The organism is Candidatus Saccharibacteria bacterium oral taxon 488 (assembly GCA_010202845.1).
In the GTDB taxonomy this organism is placed as follows: Bacteria; Patescibacteriota; Saccharimonadia; order Saccharimonadales; family Saccharimonadaceae; genus Nanosynbacter.
Genome location: CP047921.1, coordinates 63,061 through 82,363 on the forward strand (window position 1 = coordinate 63,061; position 19,303 = coordinate 82,363).

At 50.1% G+C, this 19,303-nt stretch carries 20 protein-coding genes; 16 read left to right on the forward strand and 4 right to left on the reverse strand.

Going from position 1 to position 19,303, the window contains the following annotated elements; all coding sequences use genetic code 11:
• Positions 1 to 17 precede the first annotated feature (17 nt).
• The 3 genes from GWK78_00320 to GWK78_00330 all read left to right on the forward strand — a co-directional run bounded on the left by GWK78_00320 (position 18) and on the right by GWK78_00330 (position 1,725).
• Positions 18 to 572: an oligoribonuclease gene (locus GWK78_00320; GenBank protein ID QHU93493.1), complete on the forward strand. Its 555-nt coding sequence runs from the start codon at positions 18 to 20 to the stop codon at positions 570 to 572.
• Positions 573 to 669: 97 nt separating this feature from the next.
• Entirely contained in the window at positions 670 to 1,374 is a 705-nt protein-coding gene (locus tag GWK78_00325; protein QHU93494.1) for a hypothetical protein, read from the forward strand.
• 15 nt (positions 1,375 to 1,389) lie between these two features.
• On the forward strand, positions 1,390 to 1,725 hold the full coding sequence (locus tag GWK78_00330) for an MmcQ/YjbR family DNA-binding protein (protein QHU93495.1): 336 nt from the start codon (positions 1,390 to 1,392) through the stop codon (positions 1,723 to 1,725).
• A 73-nt stretch (positions 1,726 to 1,798) separates the two neighbouring features.
• Here the strand turns inward: GWK78_00330 and GWK78_00335 are convergent, their stop codons facing one another.
• Positions 1,799 to 2,419, reverse strand: coding sequence for a hypothetical protein (locus tag GWK78_00335; GenBank protein ID QHU93496.1), 621 nt, complete (start codon positions 2,417 to 2,419; stop codon positions 1,799 to 1,801).
• Between the two features lie 54 nt (positions 2,420 to 2,473).
• Between GWK78_00335 and dnaG the strand changes: the two genes are divergently transcribed.
• A complete protein-coding gene (dnaG, locus tag GWK78_00340; GenBank protein QHU93497.1) occupies positions 2,474 to 4,207 on the forward strand; it encodes a DNA primase in 1,734 nt (577 codons plus the stop codon).
• Entirely contained in the window at positions 4,204 to 5,169 is a 966-nt protein-coding gene (gene rpoD / locus GWK78_00345; GenBank protein QHU93498.1) for an RNA polymerase sigma factor RpoD, read from the forward strand. Before dnaG ends, rpoD begins: the two co-directional genes overlap by 4 nt.
• Before the next feature lie 337 nt (positions 5,170 to 5,506).
• On the opposite strand, the gene GWK78_00350 is transcribed toward rpoD, so the two are convergent.
• Complete coding sequence (locus GWK78_00350; protein QHU93499.1) at positions 5,507 to 6,094, reverse strand: AAA family ATPase; 588 nt, start codon at positions 6,092 to 6,094, stop codon at positions 5,507 to 5,509.
• A 34-nt stretch (positions 6,095 to 6,128) separates the two neighbouring features.
• Between GWK78_00350 and polA the strand changes: the two genes are divergently transcribed.
• From polA to GWK78_00380, 6 genes are all read left to right on the forward strand, one after another.
• Complete coding sequence (polA, locus tag GWK78_00355) at positions 6,129 to 8,663, forward strand: DNA polymerase I (GenBank protein ID QHU93500.1); 2,535 nt, start codon at positions 6,129 to 6,131, stop codon at positions 8,661 to 8,663.
• Positions 8,664 to 8,680: 17 nt separating this feature from the next.
• On the forward strand, positions 8,681 to 10,450 hold the full coding sequence (locus GWK78_00360) for a DUF262 domain-containing protein (protein QHU93501.1): 1,770 nt from the start codon (positions 8,681 to 8,683) through the stop codon (positions 10,448 to 10,450).
• A gap of 117 nt (positions 10,451 to 10,567) precedes the next feature.
• The gene (locus GWK78_00365; GenBank protein ID QHU93502.1) at positions 10,568 to 11,215 is read left to right on the forward strand and encodes a hypothetical protein; all 648 of its coding nucleotides are present in this window, start codon (positions 10,568 to 10,570) and stop codon (positions 11,213 to 11,215) included.
• 9 nt (positions 11,216 to 11,224) lie between these two features.
• The gene (gene mutM, locus GWK78_00370) at positions 11,225 to 12,202 is read left to right on the forward strand and encodes a bifunctional DNA-formamidopyrimidine glycosylase/DNA-(apurinic or apyrimidinic site) lyase (protein QHU93503.1); all 978 of its coding nucleotides are present in this window, start codon (positions 11,225 to 11,227) and stop codon (positions 12,200 to 12,202) included.
• A 26-nt stretch (positions 12,203 to 12,228) separates the two neighbouring features.
• Positions 12,229 to 13,113 (forward strand): hypothetical protein, encoded by an 885-nt coding sequence (locus tag GWK78_00375; GenBank protein ID QHU93504.1) that lies wholly within the window; start codon positions 12,229 to 12,231, stop codon positions 13,111 to 13,113.
• Between the two features lie 51 nt (positions 13,114 to 13,164).
• On the forward strand, positions 13,165 to 14,076 hold the full coding sequence (locus GWK78_00380) for a hypothetical protein (protein ID QHU93505.1): 912 nt from the start codon (positions 13,165 to 13,167) through the stop codon (positions 14,074 to 14,076).
• Positions 14,077 to 14,128: 52 nt separating this feature from the next.
• On the opposite strand, the gene rpsT is transcribed toward GWK78_00380, so the two are convergent.
• Entirely contained in the window at positions 14,129 to 14,497 is a 369-nt protein-coding gene (rpsT, locus tag GWK78_00385) for a 30S ribosomal protein S20 (GenBank protein QHU93506.1), read from the reverse strand.
• Between the two features lie 170 nt (positions 14,498 to 14,667).
• Between rpsT and GWK78_00390 the strand changes: the two genes are divergently transcribed.
• Genes GWK78_00390 through rpsO form a run of 4 tightly spaced genes read left to right on the forward strand, consistent with a single transcriptional unit; the run spans position 14,668 to position 17,927 of the window.
• Positions 14,668 to 16,437 carry a hypothetical protein gene (locus GWK78_00390; GenBank protein QHU93507.1) on the forward strand — a complete coding sequence of 590 codons (1,770 nt, stop codon included), beginning with the start codon at positions 14,668 to 14,670 and terminating at the stop codon, positions 16,435 to 16,437.
• A gap of 3 nt (positions 16,438 to 16,440) precedes the next feature.
• Entirely contained in the window at positions 16,441 to 17,097 is a 657-nt protein-coding gene (gene truB / locus GWK78_00395) for a tRNA pseudouridine(55) synthase TruB (protein QHU93508.1), read from the forward strand.
• Positions 17,098 to 17,114: 17 nt separating this feature from the next.
• On the forward strand, positions 17,115 to 17,609 hold the full coding sequence (locus tag GWK78_00400) for a prepilin-type N-terminal cleavage/methylation domain-containing protein (GenBank protein ID QHU93509.1): 495 nt from the start codon (positions 17,115 to 17,117) through the stop codon (positions 17,607 to 17,609).
• Positions 17,610 to 17,660: 51 nt separating this feature from the next.
• Positions 17,661 to 17,927 carry a 30S ribosomal protein S15 gene (gene rpsO / locus GWK78_00405; GenBank protein QHU93510.1) on the forward strand — a complete coding sequence of 89 codons (267 nt, stop codon included), beginning with the start codon at positions 17,661 to 17,663 and terminating at the stop codon, positions 17,925 to 17,927.
• Between the two features lie 59 nt (positions 17,928 to 17,986).
• Here the strand turns inward: rpsO and GWK78_00410 are convergent, their stop codons facing one another.
• Positions 17,987 to 18,535, reverse strand: coding sequence for a sortase (locus GWK78_00410; GenBank protein ID QHU94250.1), 549 nt, complete (start codon positions 18,533 to 18,535; stop codon positions 17,987 to 17,989).
• Positions 18,536 to 18,703: 168 nt separating this feature from the next.
• On the opposite strand from GWK78_00410, the gene GWK78_00415 reads away from it, so the two are divergent.
• Positions 18,704 to 19,300 (forward strand): hypothetical protein, encoded by a 597-nt coding sequence (locus GWK78_00415; protein QHU93511.1) that lies wholly within the window; start codon positions 18,704 to 18,706, stop codon positions 19,298 to 19,300.
• Positions 19,301 to 19,303: the final 3 nt, after the last annotated feature.

Sequence of the window (19,303 nt, forward strand, 5' to 3'; positions counted from 1 at the left end):
AGTGGTAAAATAGAAACATGAAAGCGAAATTCAAACCGCAGCGGATTTTGTGGCTGGACATGGAAATGACGGGGCTAGATCCGGTGGAGGATTTTCCGATTGAAGTGGCGATGATTGTGACCGACTGGGAATTCACCGAGGTTGCTCGTTTTGAGGGTGCTGCGCATTGGTGCAGCAAGAAAATGCAGGCACGATTTGATAAGAATAAGTCGTTTTGGTATGGCGATGGTGCGGCTGCACGAGAGCAGCTGATGGCGCAAAACAAGATCACCAAGACAACCAAGGCGCAGCTCGAGCGCGATATTTTGGCATTTTTGGATGAGCATTTTGATAATGCACCAATTTTGCTGGCGGGTAATTCAATTCATCAAGATCGGCGCTTTATCGACCATTGGTTCAAGAAATTTTCAAAACGTCTCCACTACCGAATGCTGGATGTTAGTGCCTGGAAGGTGGTGTTTGAGGGCAAGTATGGCAAGAAATTTGCCAAGCCAGAGGATCATCGGGCGCTGGAGGATATTCGCGGTAGTATTATGGAGTTAAAATATTATTTGAAAAAGGTGAAGAGCTAGGTCTACCAGCTGGCATATTCATGGTCGCTGAGTTATTTGACAAGAGTGCACTTATCTGATAATCTCCTGATAAAAGGAGTTGACGGAAATGTGTGCAATGAGTTCTGAGTTACAGCAATATATGACCGGGCTAACGAATGAGATTTCGCGCGGTCATTTTGATGAGGCTGTGCGGCTTGGTGAGAAAGCGCTGGCGATGAAGGAGTTGCGTGATGAAGGTAATGAGTTGTTACTGGGGGAGGTATATCGCAACATGGCCGCCGCGAGTGATCGTTTGGGTCGAAATGATGAGGCGCTTGAATATATTGATCAGGCATATGATATTCACGATACAGCGGTCAATGAGAATTCTGGAGTTGAGACGCTACGCGAGCGGTCGGCCACGGCATCATATGTTGGTATATTTGCATTAAAGGCGTATCTATTGGCAGATAGTAGGGATGAAGCGTTGGCAGACAGGGCGCGACTCATGACGCGGCAAGCTGAGCAGGACATGGCAAAAGTAAATCAGCTTTCTAAAGAAGAGGACGCTGACCAGTATGAGATAAATATGGCATCTCGCTGGGGTATGACCGAAAGTCTAGTGGGTGACAAGCAGCGAGGTTTGGCGTTGGCGGGCCGGGCAATCCGATCAGCGTGGCAATCAGAGCGGAATCAGCAAAAGGGCTTGACTGGGCGAGATGTCCTCAGGGCGCGAACACGAGCAGCGCTTCGTGGTATGGCGGCTGTGGCGGTAAATGCCGCAAGTCGATTTGGCGTGACGCGGGGTATGGCTGAGAAAATTGCTCTTAAGACATTGTGATTGTATACTGAGAGCATGACCCATAAACAATTTGAAGAGTTCATCCTCAGTTTGCCCGGTGTGTGGCTGGATTATCCGTTTGGTGAGGATGTCGCGGTATATAAATTTGGCAAAAGCAATGAGGGTGTGGGGAAGATGGTGGCGCTAGTGACGGAGGGCTCAAAGCCACTCAGAGTTAGTCTGAAGTGCGATCCGCTATTGGCTGAGAATCTCCGCGAGAAGTACGAGACGGTGCTGCCGGGGTATCATCTGAATAAGAAGCACTGGAACACCATCATTTGCTCGGGGCAACTGAGTGATGAAGAAATTTTTGATTTGGCGCGGCTAAGTTATCAGCTGGTGGCGGAGTAAGTAAGGCAGCAGGGGTTAATCGCTGAGAAAAGTAGCGCTGATTTGTTCCAGCTGGTGACAGAGTGAATAAAACTTATGATTTTTCCGAATCACCGGTGATCGCCATGAGCTGCTTGCGCACGTTGGTGAGGTCGGAAATGGTTTTCTCGAGAAAGTCAATTGTGCTTTTGCTGCGCGATCCCTCTTTGATACGATTCATCATCAACAGTGTGTCGGCCAGTTCGGTATTCATGGTGTAAGCATAAGTGTTGTCGAGATCAGCGTTGAGATAGGCCTCCTCAAATTTTTCCTCGAGTTTTGTTGGTGGGTCGAGCGCGGTGATGTTTTTGAGGTCTTTTTTGACGTCGATATTCTGGGCAGCGGCCGGTGTCTCGATGGACTTATTGGCAGTGGTGAGAACGGCAGTGAGCGAGCTATTAGCGTCTTGGAGCTGGCTGGATTTGAGGCGGGAAGTAAATTTCTCGGAGACAGTTTGGAGTTTTTGCAAGCGGGCGACGAGATTGGTTAATGAAGGGCCGCGGGAAGCGTTTTGGGCGGCATTAATAATAAAGACCAGACCGAGCAGCCCGATGATACCGAGAACGAGCAAGATAATCTTTGACTTTTTATCAAAGCCCTGCGGCGCTGGCGGTGCAGAAATTTGATTGAGATAATCGATACCGGTTGGCACGTCATAGTCATTGTGTGGCTGCATACACCCATTAAAGCATAAACAACAACAGAGGTAAAGAGTGATATAATAAAAATTATGAATGATGCCAAGGAAGAGGTGCGGGCGCGGCTGAATATTGAGGATGTAATCGGCGAATATGTTCAGCTGAAGCGGGCGGGTCGTAATCTGAAGGGGCTCAGTCCATTCACTGATGAGCGGACGCCAAGTTTTATGGTGAGCCCGGAAAAACAGATTTGGCATGATTTTTCTTCGGGTAAGGGTGGCGATATTTTTACGTTCGTGATGCTGGTGGAGGGGATGGATTTTCGCCAAGCGTTGGAGCATTTGGCGCGCAAAGCGGGCGTGGATTTGAGCTTGTTTTCCCGCGGTGATGGACGGACAGCCAAGCGGCGAGCGCGGGCGCGTGAGGCACTGAAATTAGCAGCGAATTTTTATCAGCAAAATTTGGTGAAAAATTCGGCAGCACGAGAATACGCGGTGAAAAAACGGCGGCTGAATCGGCAGACGATCGGTGATTTTATCATCGGCTATGCGCCAGATCAGGGCGATGCGCTGACGAAGGCGCTGGAGAAGCGGGGGTTTTCGCGCCGAGAACTGGCTGACGCAGGGCTGGTTAATCGGTTCGGCGGTGATCTGTTTCGGGGACGGCTGATGGTGACTTTGAGCGATAGCAGCGGCGAGGTGGTCGGCTTTACGGGGCGAATTATTCATGATGATTCGCGCGCGCCAAAGTATTTGAATACGCCACAGACATTGCTATTTGATAAATCGCGCCATATTTTTGGGCTGTATCAGGCGAAAGAGGCGATTCGTAGGAGCGACGCTGCGGTGATTGTCGAGGGGAATTTGGATGTGGTTAGTAGCCACCAAGCCGGCGTCAAAAATGTGGTGGCGACGGCAGGGACGGCGATGACGCTGCAGCATTTGAAGGCGCTGAGCCGGCTGGCGGGGCGGATTCGTGTGGCGTTTGATGGCGACCGGGCGGGCGTGAGCGCAACGGAGCGGGCGATCAATTTGGCGCAGGAAATTGGCGTGGAGCTAGAGGTGGTGAGTCTGCCGGATGACGTAAAAGATCCGGACGAATTGATCCAAAAGGATGCGTCGTTATGGAAAGCGGCGGTTGAGCGGGCGCAGCCAGCGGTGGACTGGGTGATTGCTCGGCACGCTGAAATGGAAGATTTGGCGACGGCCGAAGGCAAGCGGCGATTTTCGACAACTGCATTGAGAATCGTGCGCAGCTTGAAAGATCCGGTGGAACAAGAGCATTACTTGGCGGTAATTTCTAAAGAAACTGGCGCTAGTCTCGCGGCACTGCGAGCGAAGCTTGGTGCTGAGAGACTGGCGCCGCCCGCTCAGCTCAAAAAACCAAAGATTGAAAAGGTGACTCCAGGTAAACCTCGTGATGAATTAGCGGACATCGTCGTCGGTCTGGCGCTTAGTCAGCCATCAACGCGGCGCTGGGTCGGGGCGCTTGAGGCGGCAAGCTTGGACGAACCAGCTCGAGCAGTGGTGACGGCGCTGCAGACTGAGCCGCTACTTGATCGAGAAAAATTGCCACGCCCCTTGCAAAAATTTGAGCAGTATGTGAAAATAGTACAGTTAAAAAGTGAACGCCGCTACATGGACTGGGAGCCAGAAGCTCTGGACAGTGAAATGGCGCGTTTGGTAAAGCAATTGATACGTAAACACCGCGACACAAAAAAACAACAATTATTAGAAGATTTGCGTGAGGCTGAGGAGCTCAGCGATGAGGCGCGGGCGCGCATCTTGCGGCAGCAGCTGAACGCACTGATTAAGGAGAATGCGTGAACAACGACCAGCAATACACCCCGACCAATGACGATCCACTCGAGCCAGATTTGACGGCGGTACATGATGACGAGGAGATAGAAGACCTCGAGGCGTTGAGCGCTGGTCAGTATCTGGATGACATTTCGGACGATTCGGTGCGGCTGTATCTGCGTGAGATTGGTAAAATCCCGCTGTTAAGTTCGGATGAGGAAATGGAGCTGGCGCGGCGGATCATCGAGGGTGACAAAAAGGCCAAGGACAAGATGGCTGAGGCGAACATGCGTTTGGTGGTGTCAATTGCCAAGCGGTACTCGGGCCGTGGGTTAGATTTTTTGGACTTGATCCAGGAGGGAAATACTGGCTTGCTGCGCGCCGTGGAGAAATTCGATCCGGACAAGGGCTTTAAATTTTCGACCTACGCGACGTGGTGGATTCGCCAGGCGATTACCCGGGCGATCGCTGATCAGGCGCGGACGATTCGCATCCCCGTGCACATGATCGAGACGATTAACAAGCTGGTGCGGACGCAGCGACGGCTTACCCAGGAGTTAAACCGCGAGCCGACGATGGAAGAATTGTCCAAGGAAATGGACATGGAGCCGGAAAAAATTGAGTATATCAACAAAATTCGGCAAGAGACGTCGAGTTTGGACGCCGGTATCGGGCGTGATGGCGACGAGGAAGATTCGGTGCTGGGTGATTTTATCGAGGATGAAGATACGATTTCGCCAGAAGAATCAGCGACCAATCAGCTGCTGAAAGAAAAGGTCGCCGAGGTGCTGTCGAGCCTGTCTGATCGCGAGCAAAAAATTGTGCGCATGCGGTTCGGGCTGGACAATGGCGGCAAAAGCCATACGCTTGAGGAAGTCGGCCAACAATTTGCCGTGACGCGCGAACGAATTCGCCAGATTGAAGCCAAGGCTTTGGCGAAGCTAAGGAAGCACAAAGACGCCAAGAAGTTATATGAGTATTTGAGCTAACTATCGTCCTTACCGCTGCTTAGCTACTGTTTTGCCGCGGACTAATGTGTACCCGGACGGGACCTTTCGTAGATCCAGTGGTGGTATGCCTCCTGTCTCTACTGGCTTCGTGAAAGAACGGGATTCCATGGGTGGTGTTTGACCTGATTGGTCAGCTTCGCCGCCGCTTGCCTGCATGGCGGTGTCACCTAGATCTCTCACCGTTTTCTCCGAGAGCGTTTCGGTGTTTAATGTTTGTTCAGGTGTAGATAGTTCTGCTTTGCTCAGAAATTATATTATAGCACATAACATACTTTTATGCAAGTATGAACGATACAATAGTATCCTTTAACAGGGCTCAACACTGCTCGGGCACCTTACAAAAATGCTCGTGGTGAGTGATGGCCTCCAGCTGAGCGTACAGCTCATCCAAACCGCGGTCATTTGTTACGAAATAGTCGGCAATGGCGATTGGCCCGCCTTTTTCCAAATTTTCAATTTCCGACCAATCACGTTGGTCAACTTCGCGTGGCTGCATCGGCCGCTCGGGGCGTTTGGCCATGCGTTGATAGCGCAGGTGTTTTGGTGTGACAACGGCGATGACGGACATCTGACCAGGGAATTCGTGCTTGAGGATTTTATATTCACTCCAGGTGTACAAACCGTCCAGGACGATGAGTTTTTGACCAGCGTCAATCAAGTCATGTGCGGATTTGACGACGCGCTTGACGACGAAATCTTTGCCTTCGCGTCGGCGAATTTCCTCGCGGAATTTTTGCTGATTATCCCAGGTTGGTTCGATGCCAGCTTCTTCCATGGCTTTGTAGATGATGCCACCAAAGTAAATTTTTGGAATGCCCTTTTTGGTGAAATATTCGACCGCCGAACTTTTGCCGCTACCAGCCAGACCGACCAGGGCGATAATTTTTGCGTGTGGTTGTATCATGTTGTTAGTATAGCAAATTTGCTATACTGAGTATATGAAACGTTTGGCGGTCATCGACGGAAAATCAGTTTTTTACCGAGGGTATTATGCCATGCCGGGGCTCAGTACGGCGGATGGTACGCCGACCGGCGGGGTGTATGGATTTGTAAGTTTGGCGATTGAGCTGATCAAGAAATTAGAGCCGGATTATGTGGCGGTGGCGTGGGACAAGCGCGGTACTAATATCCGCAAGCGGCGGGAACTATATCCAGAGTACAAGGCGGGTCGCAAGCCAGCGCCTGATGATTTTTATCAGCAAATTCCGATTTTGATGGAACTACTGGACGCGTTCGGCTGGCCGCTGTATGAACTCGATGATTATGAGGCGGACGACATCATGGGTGCGTTTGCCAAGCAAGCGGAAGCGCGCGGCGTGCAGACCTGTCTGCTGACGTCGGATTTGGATGCGCTGCAATTAGTGTCGCCCCTCACCAAAGTCTACGCCATGAAAAATGGCCTGAGGAACATAGAGGAATTTACGGCGGAATATTTTGAACAAAAATATGGTATTCGGACGGATCAGTTTTTGGATTTGAAGGCGCTAAAAGGTGATTCGAGCGACAATTTGCCGGGTGTGCCGGGCGTTGGTGAAAAGACGGCGGTGAAATTACTACAAGCATATGACACGCTGGACGGCGTGTATGCGCATGTGGATGAGCAAACAGGCGCTCTACGGACAAAGCTAGAGAACGGCCGCGAGTCGGCGTATTTGACCAAGCAAGTGGCGGAGCTGTGGACGGACGCGCCGGTGGAGCTGGACTGGGAGGTGGCGGATGTTAACGACTGTGACTTTGCGCAGGTGGCGGAGATCTTGCGGAAATTGGAGTTCCATTCGCTGATTGGGCGGCTGCCAAAGACAATGCAGGCGTCGGATGAGGCAGTGGAGACGGCGGAGTTAGAGCTGTCACGTGTCGAAGACTTGCCGACTGAACCATTGTTTGAAACGGAAAATAGTATCTATATTGATCTATCGGAGCCGGACACGGTCTATATTAATTCCAAGCCTGGCGTGGCGTGGCGGGCCAAGATGAGTGAGATTGGTCAACATGTTTGGCAACTGTTGGCGCAGGGCGTGGTGATTGCGGCGGACGTCAAGGAGTTGTATCATGCGCTGGATGCTCACGGCGTGACGGTGCGGTTTCATGAGGTCTGGGATGTTGGGCAGGCGGCGTTTTTGATCGATCCGCTGAGGCGCGATCGTAGTTTAGCGGCGCTGGCTGGTGATTTTTCTGAGGATAATTCCGTGTCGCGACAGCTGGCGTGGCTTCGTCAGATTTACCGCCAGCAGCAGGATTATATGGCGACGCATCAGCAGATTGCCCGAGTGCTTCGCGACTTTGATTTTCCGGTGATTTGGCCGTTGTTTCAGATGGAAAAGCGCGGTATGAAGCTGGACACGGCACTCCTTGAACAGATGGGCGAGGAGCTGAGGACGGAGGTGAGTCAGCTTGAACAACAAATGTATGCGATGGCTGGGCGCGAGTTCAATGCCGCTAGTCCGGCACAGCTGTCTGAGGTGTTATTTACCAAACTGCAGCTGCCGACAACTGGTATCAAAAAGGGCAAAACTGGCTATTCGACGGGGCAGAAAGAGCTGGATAAACTGCGCGGGTGGCACCCGATCATTGAGCTGATTGAGCGGTATCGGGAGCTGACTAAATTGATCAGCACCTACATTGAAGCGCTGCCGAAGTTGGTGGCCGAGGACGGGCGGATTCACACCACCTTCAACCAAGATGTCACCAGCACCGGGCGGCTGAGCAGCACCAATCCTAACCTACAGAATATTCCGGTGCGCACAGAACTGGGCCGGAAAATTCGCCAGGCGTTTGTGCCGAGTGAGGATAAGGTCTTCGTTGGCGCGGATTATTCACAATTTGAGCTGCGGCTGGCGGCGGTGTTGGCGGGCGACGAGCAGTTGATTAACGATTTTAATAGTGACGTGGATATTCATACCAAGACGGCGGCTGAGACCTACGGCGTGCCGATGGCTGAGGTGACGAAATTGCAGCGCCGCGCGGCCAAGGTGATTAACTTTGGCGTGCTGTACGGTATGAGTCCGCATGGCTTGGCGGCGGCCACCGGTATGACGTTCACTGAGGCGAAACAGTTTATTGAACACTATTTTGCGGTGCGCCAGCCAATCCGCCAATATCTGGATACAATTTTAGTTCAAGCGCGCGAACAAGGTTTTGTCGAGACTTATTTTGGCCGGCGGCGGCCCACACCAGACGTTAAGTCGAGCAATTTTATGGTGCGTTCAGCGGCCGAGCGGGCGGCGATGAACATGCCAATTCAGGGAACGGAAGCGGATTTGATGAAACTGGCGATGATTCGGTTGGAGGACAAGTTGGCTGGGCTGGCCGAGCCAGTCCTGCAGGTTCATGACTCGATTTTGGTGGAATGTTTGCCGGAAGACGCTGAGCGAGTCGGTGAAATCATGCGCAGAGAAATGGAAGGTATTTGTCCAGAACTGCCAATTCGATTGAAGGTTGATATTGAAGTGGGGTATAATTGGGGCGGTCTATAAAAAGGAGGGTTAGACTAGTGTCTGGATTTAAGGCTCGTGAAGCAACATTACAAAATTTATTTGATAGTGGCGACTATGATCAGTTTGTAATTCCGCATTATCAACGCAGCTATGTGTGGGGCCAGGACGAATTGGAGAATTTCTGGAATGATTTTATTGAACGCAAGGAAGTGGGACAGCTTTATTTACTTGGCTCAATCATTGTCAGTAGGACAAAACAAAAACGTTCTTTTGGGGTTGTGGATGGTCAACAACGTCTTATTACGAGCTCGGTGTTTATAACAGCCTTGAAAGATGTTTGGAGCGAAAAGTTTGGTCGTGATGAAGAACATTTCTCTTTAGAAAGATTTATTAAAAAGAGGGTATTAGGTAGCAATAATGCCATCTTTAAGATAGATGTTGCGGGCAGCTTGAAGCAATGCTATATTGACATGATTATTTCAGGAAGTACTAAAAAGGAGTATAAGAATGAAGATCAGAAAAATCTTCATCGTGCATATAATTACTTCAAAGATAAGTTACGTGACTCGTATGATGCAAATAAAGCTAATGATAGCCAACGGAAGAAGCTACTGCTACAAAAACTTGAGAACCTCCTAGATACCAATCTAGTGCTGGTCACTCTTGATGATGAGGACGATGCTTACGAAGTGTTTGAGGGGTTCAATGCTCGTGGCGTAGATCTTTCTATCTCGGACTTGTTTAAAAACCTTTTTCTACAAAAGATAAAAGGGACAGAAGAAGAAAAAACAAGAGCGCTTGAAGAGTGGGATAATATTATTCAGATAGTTACAGAATTGCGGATTCCAAAGTTTACGATCAATACGTTTATTAGGTACTATTGGATAAGAAACCACTCGTTTATAGGCGAGCGTCAGCTTTACAAGAAAATTAAGAAAGAAACGAAGAACTATAGGGAATTGCTTTCTGATATGTATCAGATTGCGGAATCTTTACGGGTATTATTTAATGGATCGCCTTATGAGATAAGGGATTTTCTTGGACACCCAGAAGCAAAAGCAGAATATGCAAAATCTATCAGTGACTCATTATGTGCTTTGAGGGTTATGAATACTCAGAGCTATATGGTTTGGCTAATGTCTATAGCAGCTAAGCGAAATAAAGAGTTTATTAGTCTTAAAATGTTTGCTCGATCGCTTGGTCAAATAGAAAGGTTTTCATTTAGGTATTTTGTAGTTTCAAAATTACCAGCAAATCGTGTTGAAAAAATGTATGCTAAATTTTCAAATGAATTATTTAAATTGTCCGATACTCGAGATAAACAAAGGATAGCAACCTTATTAGATAAGGAGCTTTTGAGTAGAATTGAACAAGATAAACTTCTACCTCCACGAGAGCAGTTTATTGCTGATTTTGGTTTATTGTGCCTAAAATCTAATAATAAAAATCTTGTTCGGTACATTTTAACTCAAATAGAAAATCAGTTAAGCAGCGGCGAGAAGGGCGTTACTCAAGAAGTTGTTACAATTGAGCATATTATGCCCCAGAGGTTAAACAAGGGGTGGAATATATCGCAAACCGATCATAAAAACTGTGTTAATATGCTTGGTAATTTGACAATCCTAAAAGGTGCGTTAAACTCATCTGCAAGCAATAAAGCAATTAACGAAAAGGTTCGTCATTTTAAAGATTCAGACTTAAAGATGAATGGTGATTTGGTTGATCTAATAAATAAAAAAAGCGACTGGGGTAAAGACGAAATAATAGAAAGACAAAATGCTTTTGCAGAAGCATCTGATTATATCTGGTCTGTAGATAAAAGATAAATACTGCCCTAAGTAGAGTAATATTAAGGTATTAGTATGCTAATCTGACTGTACTAAATAATGTAGGATATCCCCGGTGACTAGTGCAAAAACCTAATATTATGGTATAATCAACCCATGAGGCGTACGTATAATTCGTTTAATTCTTTTTCCCGGTTTGTGCCGATTTTACTAGTCATTATCATCACCATCGTGACCATTGTTGCGATTATCAGCATCAGCCGGTCGATATTTGGTGGCGACGAGCAAAAACAGCAGCAGGAGACGACTGAGCAGAAAAAAAGCGACTTGCTACAAACCGACGAGAGCCGAGCGGTCAGGCTGACAGTGCGTGGCCCGATTGTCGCTAATGAGAAATTCCGTTCGTATCAAATAACTATTGCGCCGTCGTCGCGGGTGATGACGACGTATGAAGGCTATGTCGAGAAGCAGCTGAACACCAAGCAGCTGAATAATAACGCCAAGGCCTATGAAGAGTTGGTGTACGCACTGGACAAGCGCAAGATGATGGAGGGCCGGCAGCTGAGCGATGAGCAAAATGACCTGCGCGGTATTTGTGCGACAGGCAAGGTGTATAAATTTGAATTGTTGATGAATGGAACAGCGATCAAGGCACTATGGACGTCAGATTGTGGCGGCTCCAAGGGATCAGCCGTTGCTAATGTCGAGGAAATCGTCGATATGTTTATCAAGCAAATCCCTGACGGTAGCAAAATGGCCACCTCTATCGGGCTGTACCAGCGGGATACGTTGTTCAAGTTTTAGGAGCGTTCTATGCCGGAACTTCCCGAAGTTGAGACAGTTCGCCACGGGTTGGCAGAGTTACTGCCGGGCCGAGCGGTGGCGCGGGTGTCAGTGTTTGATTCGCCAAAAAGCTTTCCGAATGCGCCGGCTGATGTTGAACAATTTTTATATAGCGCGTGCGTAACGGCGGTGCGGCGGCGGGCAAAGGTGCTGATGATTGATCTGGATACGCGCTATTCGCTGGTGGTACATTTGAAGATGACGGGGCAGTTGGTATTTCGTCAAGGCTCTCGCCATGGCGCTCGGGTATCCCCAAAAAAATCTCGGGACCCACGTAACGTTGCCCACAATTTTTCTACGGATACCGCTCGCGAGATCGACGACTTTGCTGGCGGCCATCCGAACGATAGCTTGATTGGCGAGCTGCCAGATCGGTCGACGCGGGTGCAGGTTGATTTTGTGGATGGGTCACGGCTGTTTTTTAACGATCAGCGCAAATTTGGCTGGGTGAAGTTGCTGCCGACTGATGAGGTGAAAAATTTGCCGTTCATGCAAAAAGTTGGGCCGGAGCCGCTTGATCCTCAGACGCGCGCCGAGGATTTCATCCAGCGGATTCGCCGCCGCCAGAATTCGATGATCAAGCCAGCTTTTCTTGACCAGACAGTGATCGCCGGGGTTGGTAATATTTATGCTGACGAGGCGTTGTGGGCGGCGCGGATTCATCCGCAAACGCGGGTGAAAAATGTCAGTGATCAGCAGCTGAATACATTATTTACTGAGCTACGGCGCATCTTGCAACTCAGTATTGATCAGGGCGGCTCGACTGATAAAAATTACGTTGATGCCGAGGGTCGAAGGGGGAATTATCTGACATTTGCTCATGTGTTTCGCCGCGAAGGCCAAGCCTGCCATCGCCACCCCGACCAAGAGGTCATTAAGCTAAAAGTCGGCGGTCGTGGTACGCATGTGTGTCCGGTGTGCCAGAAGCCACCAGTATTTGACAAATAGTTATTTATAGTGTATATTACAGGAATATGGCAGGAATAGATCAACCACCACGCAATGGTCAATTTGGTAAAGAGTCGGATTGGGAGCGGTCGGAGATATTGGGCGATCCAGATGACATGGATACTGAACTGGCGGCCCTAGTAGAGAAAGCAGAGCATGCTTCTGAGGTTAGAGATAATGTTGCTTTTTGGATCAATAACATGCTAGAGAAGCATGGCGTGAACACAATTTATCAGCTGGGATTGAGTGATGAAGAGTCGTCCAAAAGAGAGGATGCTGTCTTTGAGGTCTACCGACAAGATGTAGAAAACGGTGATTTTAGCAAGCTAGATATTTCAGCTCTTGATGAGTGTCGAGGTGATGAGTTAGCACTGGCCGAAGCAATTGATTTGCAGCTACAAGTTTACATTGAAAAGCGTATTGCGAGTGAAATGTTCGTGATGATGTGTGTGTCGACTGAGCTGGATTCTCAACGCGTGATGGATGGCACCGAGAAAACAGACATGATCGCAGACCATCTGCTGGTGCTTGATGAGACGTCCCACTCGCCTTGGTTTGGTTTTCTCAATGAAGCACTTGGTGGTGAGGATGTTTCACCAGAACAGGTGGAGCGGGTAATGGATGCTCAGACTACTGCTAATAAAACAGGCGATCCATATGAGAAATCTCGTGAGTTTTATGACCGCATATTTATGGAAACTGGCGGTGGGCTTTCTGCGGTGCAAACAGCATTGGTAGCGTATGATATTGCTGGCCTTGCTATGAAAGAGATGACTGATCAGGCTAGTGGCGGGGAATACGCATACTGCATAGAGAAATTGCAGAGTATTGGCTTATCTGATGAGCAAATAACTACATTGATAGCTGCATATAAAGAGATTATGCGAAGGCCGCCTAAAGCGGAAGAATAAATCAGTACACCGAAAGGCATGGCCTAAGGGGGTGTTTGGTATAATTAAGTCGTGATCTATCTCTTTCACGGCGACAACGAATTTGAGAAACGGGCGGCGCTTGCGGCGCTGGTTGGTGATATGGAGGTGGTGCGGCGCGACGGTGAAGAACTGACGGCCGCCGAGGTCTGTGAGCTGGTGATGGGGCAGAGTCTATTTGCCGCTGAGCAGGTAGTGGTCATTACTGATGCGAGTCAGAATACGGCACTGTGGCGTGATTTACCGGAGCTACTCGGTGATACGGCGACTATGGTTATCCTTCTGGAGACAAAGCTTGATAAGCGCACAAAAACGTATAAGTGGCTGAAAAGCCATGCCGAGGTAAGGGAATATGCTTGTTTCACTGAACGCCAAAAGCCGCAGCTAAGTGCGTGGTGTGTTGAGCGGGCCACGGTGCATGGGGCCGTGTTGACGGCGGCACAGGCGACGACACTAATCGATCGGCTGGGGTTTGATCAGCTACGGCTTGATCTGGTGTTGCAGCAGTTGGCCTTGGCTAGCGAACTGAACGATGAGCTAATTAATGTACTGGTGCCGCTGGCTCCGGCTGAAAGTGCGTTTGAGTTGTTTGCGGCAATGCTGGATGGTGACCAGGGAAAAGTGCGCGCGATCACCGCCTATCTCGAGGCGGAGAGCGGTGATGATGGGGCGTACCAGACGCTGGGGCTATTGGTTTCACAATTGGTGCAGCTGAACGCGTTGGTGCTATCTGGTGGTAACACGGGGGCGGTGGCTCGTGATTTTGCGGCCCATCCGTATGCACTGCGAAAGATAGCATCGTATGCAGGGCGGATAACGCCGGTGCAACTTGCGGTAATTAATTCTGCCTTGGCGCAGGCTGATGAACATATGAAAACGACTCGTGTGTCGCCGTGGCTGTTGGTTGAGGTGGCGCTGGTTGATATTGCTGGACACATAAAATAGTAACAATACTCCCGCCGGCCGACGGGAGTATTGTTTATGCAAACGTGAATGGTTATTTAGTCTCTTTGGCAGCTGGCTTTTTTGCAGCGGGTTTTTTGGTAGCGGTTGATTTTGCGGTGGTTTTTGCTGTCGTCTTTGCTGGGACTTTGGCGGCGGGTTTTTTGGTCGCTTCAAGCTTCACGCCGGCTTTTTTCGCGATAGCTGAGAGGGTACTCTTGCGCCGGGCAGCAGTATTTTTCTTCAGCAGGTTCTTCTTGACAGCGGTGTCAAGTTCACTGTGAGCAGCGGCTAGCGCCTCAGCACTCGGCTCAGCCATGAATGCCTTGACGGCTGACTTGATGTCGCGCTTGATACCGATATTGCGCTCGCGGCGTTTTAGGGTTTGTTTGGCCCGTTTGATGGCGGATTTGATGATTGGCATAGATTTCCTTTACCTCTATAAATTTGTTTCGCTAATCAAGGATGGATTATACAGAAAAACCCAATAAAAGTAAAGAGTGGCTCGCATTGACGATAATCTATTGACTTTCCTGAAATGCTTATGTATAATGTGACTCAACGGTATAAACAAAAATAAACAGGGACACAACAATGGCGAGCCAGTCACAAAAGCAGCAGATCATTCAGAGCATCAAAGATGTGACTAATATCTTGGTGACGGTGAGCGCTGATCCATCGGTGGACGAGCTGTCGGCAGCGCTGGGGCTGACAATTTTCCTAAATAAACTGGGCAAGCACGCCACGGCTGTTTTTAGTGGCAAAGTCCCGCCGGCGATTTCGTTCCTCGAGCCTGACGAGACGTTTGAAGCCACGGCGGACAGCCTGCGTGATTTTATCATCGCGCTTGATAAGGAAAAAGCCGACCATCTGCGCTACAAGGTGGTTGATGATGCAGTGAAGATTTTTATCACGCCGTACCGGGCGACAATTACCGAGGCTGATCTAGAGTTTTCGCAGGGCGATTATAACATTGAACTGGTGCTTGCGCTTAATGTTGAGAGCCAGGATCATCTCGACAAGGCGCTGACGGCTCATGGCAAGATTTTGCATGATGCGGTGGTGTCGACGGTGACCGCCGGTATGGTGAGGAGTAGCCTCGGGACGGTTGACTGGCATGACGATAAGGCGTCAGGTGTCAGCGAGATGCTGGTTGACCTGATCGATGAGTTACGAACACCGAAAGTAACCATGGATGAGCAGATCGCAACGGCGTTGCTGACAGGTGTTGTGGCGGCGACGGAACGGTTTAGTAATAATTTAACATCGTCGCGGGTGATGACGTTGGCGGCAGAGCTGATGGCGGTTGGCGCGAACCAGCAACTGATTGCTACCAAGTTGGCCGAGGGGCAGGCGATTAAAGCCGAGGAGCACTCAGAGTCAGAGCAATCAAAGCAAGCGGCTGATGCAGCTGATGATAAGACGGATGACGACGATGGCCAGGATGGTGCTAATTTTAAGGTCGAGCGGGGAAAACGCTCAAAGCCGGCTGAGTCAAAAAGAGATGATGGTGCGTTGTCAATTAGCCACGAGCGGCGGGGTAGCCTTGATGATGTGGCCAAGCAGACTCGGGCCGAAGAGCAAGATGCGGCGGCCCGTGTGGCCACGGCGCAGCTTGATCGCCTTCGAGCAGCGTCAGTGACGAGCGGACGGAGTAGTACGCCATCGACATCGCAACCAATCAGTGCGTCGGTGTCGGCTGAGCCAGAAACGGCCACGCCACTACTAGGTGGAACGCTGAACGCGACGACGGAGCGGGCGGCTGAGGATAAGCGCCGCGATCTTGACACTGATCAAAACAAGACCATCTTGCATCACGGTACCTATGTCGGTGCGTCGCGGCCGGCCCTCGGCGAATCGCCGTTGAATGCCGCCATGGGGAAGTCTGATGAACCGCTGAGCGTTGACCCGTTTGCGACCACCAATAAGGACGAAGCGGTCATTGCCGCACTAAAAGAGGAGACGCAGGCGCTGGCTGACAAGCAGACTCAATCTACCGCGCCGCCATCGCTGCCAAATTCTGAGCGCGATGCCCGCGCGGCAATTACCGAGGCGCTGGCTGCTGCACCACCGCTTGAACCCGCAGCCTCGCCCGCTCCGGTGGTTTCATCTTCGCCGCTACCGACAGTGACATCTGCTCCGGTTACGCTCGCTGATATTGAGTCTAATGTGATGCATGGCCTGCCACCGCTGCCTGATTTCTCTGACTTTTCAGGATCAGGCTTGCCACCGCTGCCACCAGCTCCGATCGGTACTGCAGACGGGGGACTGCCAGCGTTGAACACACCGCCTTCAGCACCGTCCGCCCCTGTACAGCCGCGCACCTTTAATCCGTCCCAGTTCCAGATCCCGGGGCAAAAATAGCCCATGGACGAGGTGCTGCTCATTGATAAGCCGGCTGGTATAACGAGTTTCGGGGTAGTAGCGCGGTTGCGGCGAGTGCTCAGCCAGGCGGCGGGCAAGAAAGTGAAAGTTGGCCATACTGGTACGCTTGATCCGTTCGCTACGGGACTGATGATTATCGTGACGGGCAAGAAGTGCCGTGAGGCTGATACCTTTACGAAGCTTGATAAGTGGTATGAAGCAGAAATCATGCTTGGCGAGACGTCGACGACCGGTGATCCTGAGGGTGAACTGACTCGCGTGTCGGAGCGGCAGCCGCCTCGCAGTGAGGTTGAAGCGGTACTCGGTACGTTTGAGGGTGAAATTAAACAGCGCCCACCGATATTTAGCGCCATCAAGATCAATGGCCGTCGGGCCTATCAGCTGGCACGTCAGGGTCAGCCGGTCGATATGCCAGAGCGCACCGTGTCGATCTACGCCCTGGAGCTTGTCGCGTATGAGTATCCTCGTCTGGTGATTCGAGCGCATGTTTCGAGCGGTACGTATATTCGGAGCTTAGCGGTTGATATTGGTCAGAAGCTGGAAACAGGGGCCTACTGCCGCCAGCTGCGCCGCCAGGCTATCGCTGAATATGACGTCGCTCAGGCAAAACCATTAGCGGATTTTGGGATTTTGTCTTGAAGTGCTATTATCAAATCATGGGTAGGCAGACAGGTTTTACAATCGTTGAACTATTAATTGTGATGGTCGTGATCGCGATTTTGGCGACCATCGGTATTGTGGCGTATTCGGGCGTGCGCCAGGACGCTACCGATACCAAGATCCGTTCCATCGTCAAGATTGCTGGGGATGCGCTGCAGATATATGATACACAGAAGCGAACACTGCCGTCAGGACAGGGGACGTTCAATAACGCTAATGGCGTTGACTCGCTTGTACCACAGTATATCCAGCCGGGGTATCGCGAGGGTGTCAGCAGCAAGAACGCGTCAAATCCAAACGATATTTTTGTTTGGTATCCGTGCAAAGATACCTCTGGCAAGATAACAGGTATTGCGGTATTTGCAGCTCTAAATTCCGCCAAGCCGCAGGAGTCGGCCCAGGTTAATGCGGTCAAGGCGACCTGCAACATTTCGAGTGCAGCCGTGCCGACTACCGGTAAGCCAGCGTATAATTATGTACAGACATTTTAGCAGTGTAGTTGATTTGCGTTTTTAGTGTAGCATTGGTATAATGACGAAGCTATGATTAGCAAAGACGATAAAGCGAAAGCAATTGCTTTGACTCAGGTCAATAAGGACGACGTCGGTAGCCCGCAGGCACAGGTGTCGATCTTGACGGCTCGTATCAAAGAGGTCACCAAGCACTTGAAGGCGAATAAACACGACTTCATGGCGCGCCGTGGCTTAATCCAGATGGTTGGCAAGCGCAAGCGCCTGCTAAAATATCTGGAGCGAACTGATTTTGAGAGTTACAAAGCGGTTGTGGCTGCCCTGGGTCTGCGTAAATAGTCGCGCCGGGTAGTTGTACGGATATCCACCTTGATATATCACGAGGTGGGTATTTTTATTTAGCGCGGTGTGGCTACAAAAACCGTCCGACCGTCAGCCGCGCCACCAAGGGTGCATGAATAGAGGGTGAGCTGTGGTTTGTCAGTTCGGTTTTCGATGTGAACGGCATTCGGCTTGACATCAAATAACTGGGAGATGACGTAGGTGTAGCGCTTGCCGTGGTAGTCAATGATTATTTCATCGCCAATGCGCAGCTTATCAATATTGTAGAATGGCGATTTTTGGATGGTTTGCTGCGGCGTCAGGCCCATGATAAATCGATGGGCCGACAAGACGAAGTTGCCGCCGTCGACTGGATTGCCATTCTCTGGCCGACGCCACCAGGCACCCCGCTCCATAATTTCGGCGCCGCCAGTAGCGTACGGCACGTTAATATCAATTTTAGGAATATAGAGGCGGTCCTCGGTGATGCTGGTTTCCGGCGTAGCGGCGAGGAGCTGGGTGGTTTCATTGCGTACTGGGTCAATGAGCTGAGCGCGAAAGAATGGACTAAACACTGTGATGAGTGTGTAGCTGCCGCCAGCGATCAGGACAAGAGCCAGACTCATACTGAGCCATCGGCGGCGGTTTTTGGCGTGGATTATCTGCTTCACTTGGTATATTGTAGCATGAGCGGGTCAGCCTAGTAGTATGGGTCGTTGTTTCATCAGCATGTGCCGATCTGTTTGACGGGGCGCTGATTGACTTTTTATAATTTTTATGCTAAATTACAGAGTATGAACGAACACGCACCGCGGGCTGATAAATTACCATCAGATGTGGCTGACCAAGTGATGAAGGTTAGTGAAGTTCTGGCTGCTGTTAGGGAGCGGATTGGTCCGTCCGGTGAATGGTTGAGTGATGACTTAGTGCATATCGAGGGGCAGTTGGACCCAGAGTTACGCGCTTATGATCATAACCCAAGATTTACAGATGCGGATGACTTTTGGAAAAACGGTATGGATCCGTCGCAAGACGGCTCTGATACGTCGAGTAAATTTGTTAATAATTTTTGGCAGTACTTTTTTCCGGATGAAATGTTTAAGGATGACTTGTTGGGGCCAACGGTCCTGAATAAACCGCCGCGAAAGCTGCTTAAAGAAACAGGAGGAGAACTCCTCGCATCGGTTCAGCGGCTGTTTGGGATGTTATTTAAGGATACCAATATTGATAGTCACAAACTTGCTGCCTTGGAGTCAGCAGCTGGTGAGGAGCACCTTACCGATCTTAAGGAGGCAATGTTTATACTCTATGAGCTGGCACTGCGTACGGTTACTCAACAAAATGTTATTGAGGCTGAGTGCTCAAGTGCGCATGAGTATTTGTGCAAATAGGAG

Coding starts and splice junctions, on each gene's coding strand:
- GWK78_00320 (QHU93493.1), top strand. CDS start 18: ATGAAAGCGAAATTCAAACCGCAGCGGATTTTGTGGCTGGACATGGAA.
- GWK78_00325 (QHU93494.1), top strand. CDS start 670: ATGAGTTCTGAGTTACAGCAATATATGACCGGGCTAACGAATGAGATT.
- GWK78_00330 (QHU93495.1), top strand. CDS start 1,390: ATGACCCATAAACAATTTGAAGAGTTCATCCTCAGTTTGCCCGGTGTG.
- GWK78_00335 (QHU93496.1), bottom strand. CDS start 2,419: ATGCAGCCACACAATGACTATGACGTGCCAACCGGTATCGATTATCTC.
- dnaG (QHU93497.1), top strand. CDS start 2,474: ATGAATGATGCCAAGGAAGAGGTGCGGGCGCGGCTGAATATTGAGGAT.
- GWK78_00350 (QHU93499.1), bottom strand. CDS start 6,094: ATGATACAACCACACGCAAAAATTATCGCCCTGGTCGGTCTGGCTGGT.
- polA (QHU93500.1), top strand. CDS start 6,129: ATGAAACGTTTGGCGGTCATCGACGGAAAATCAGTTTTTTACCGAGGG.
- GWK78_00365 (QHU93502.1), top strand. CDS start 10,568: ATGAGGCGTACGTATAATTCGTTTAATTCTTTTTCCCGGTTTGTGCCG.
- mutM (QHU93503.1), top strand. CDS start 11,225: ATGCCGGAACTTCCCGAAGTTGAGACAGTTCGCCACGGGTTGGCAGAG.
- GWK78_00375 (QHU93504.1), top strand. CDS start 12,229: ATGGCAGGAATAGATCAACCACCACGCAATGGTCAATTTGGTAAAGAG.
- rpsT (QHU93506.1), bottom strand. CDS start 14,497: ATGCCAATCATCAAATCCGCCATCAAACGGGCCAAACAAACCCTAAAA.
- GWK78_00390 (QHU93507.1), top strand. CDS start 14,668: ATGGCGAGCCAGTCACAAAAGCAGCAGATCATTCAGAGCATCAAAGAT.
- truB (QHU93508.1), top strand. CDS start 16,441: ATGGACGAGGTGCTGCTCATTGATAAGCCGGCTGGTATAACGAGTTTC.
- GWK78_00400 (QHU93509.1), top strand. CDS start 17,115: ATGGGTAGGCAGACAGGTTTTACAATCGTTGAACTATTAATTGTGATG.
- rpsO (QHU93510.1), top strand. CDS start 17,661: ATGATTAGCAAAGACGATAAAGCGAAAGCAATTGCTTTGACTCAGGTC.
- GWK78_00410 (QHU94250.1), bottom strand. CDS start 18,535: ATGAGTCTGGCTCTTGTCCTGATCGCTGGCGGCAGCTACACACTCATC.
- GWK78_00415 (QHU93511.1), top strand. CDS start 18,704: ATGAACGAACACGCACCGCGGGCTGATAAATTACCATCAGATGTGGCT.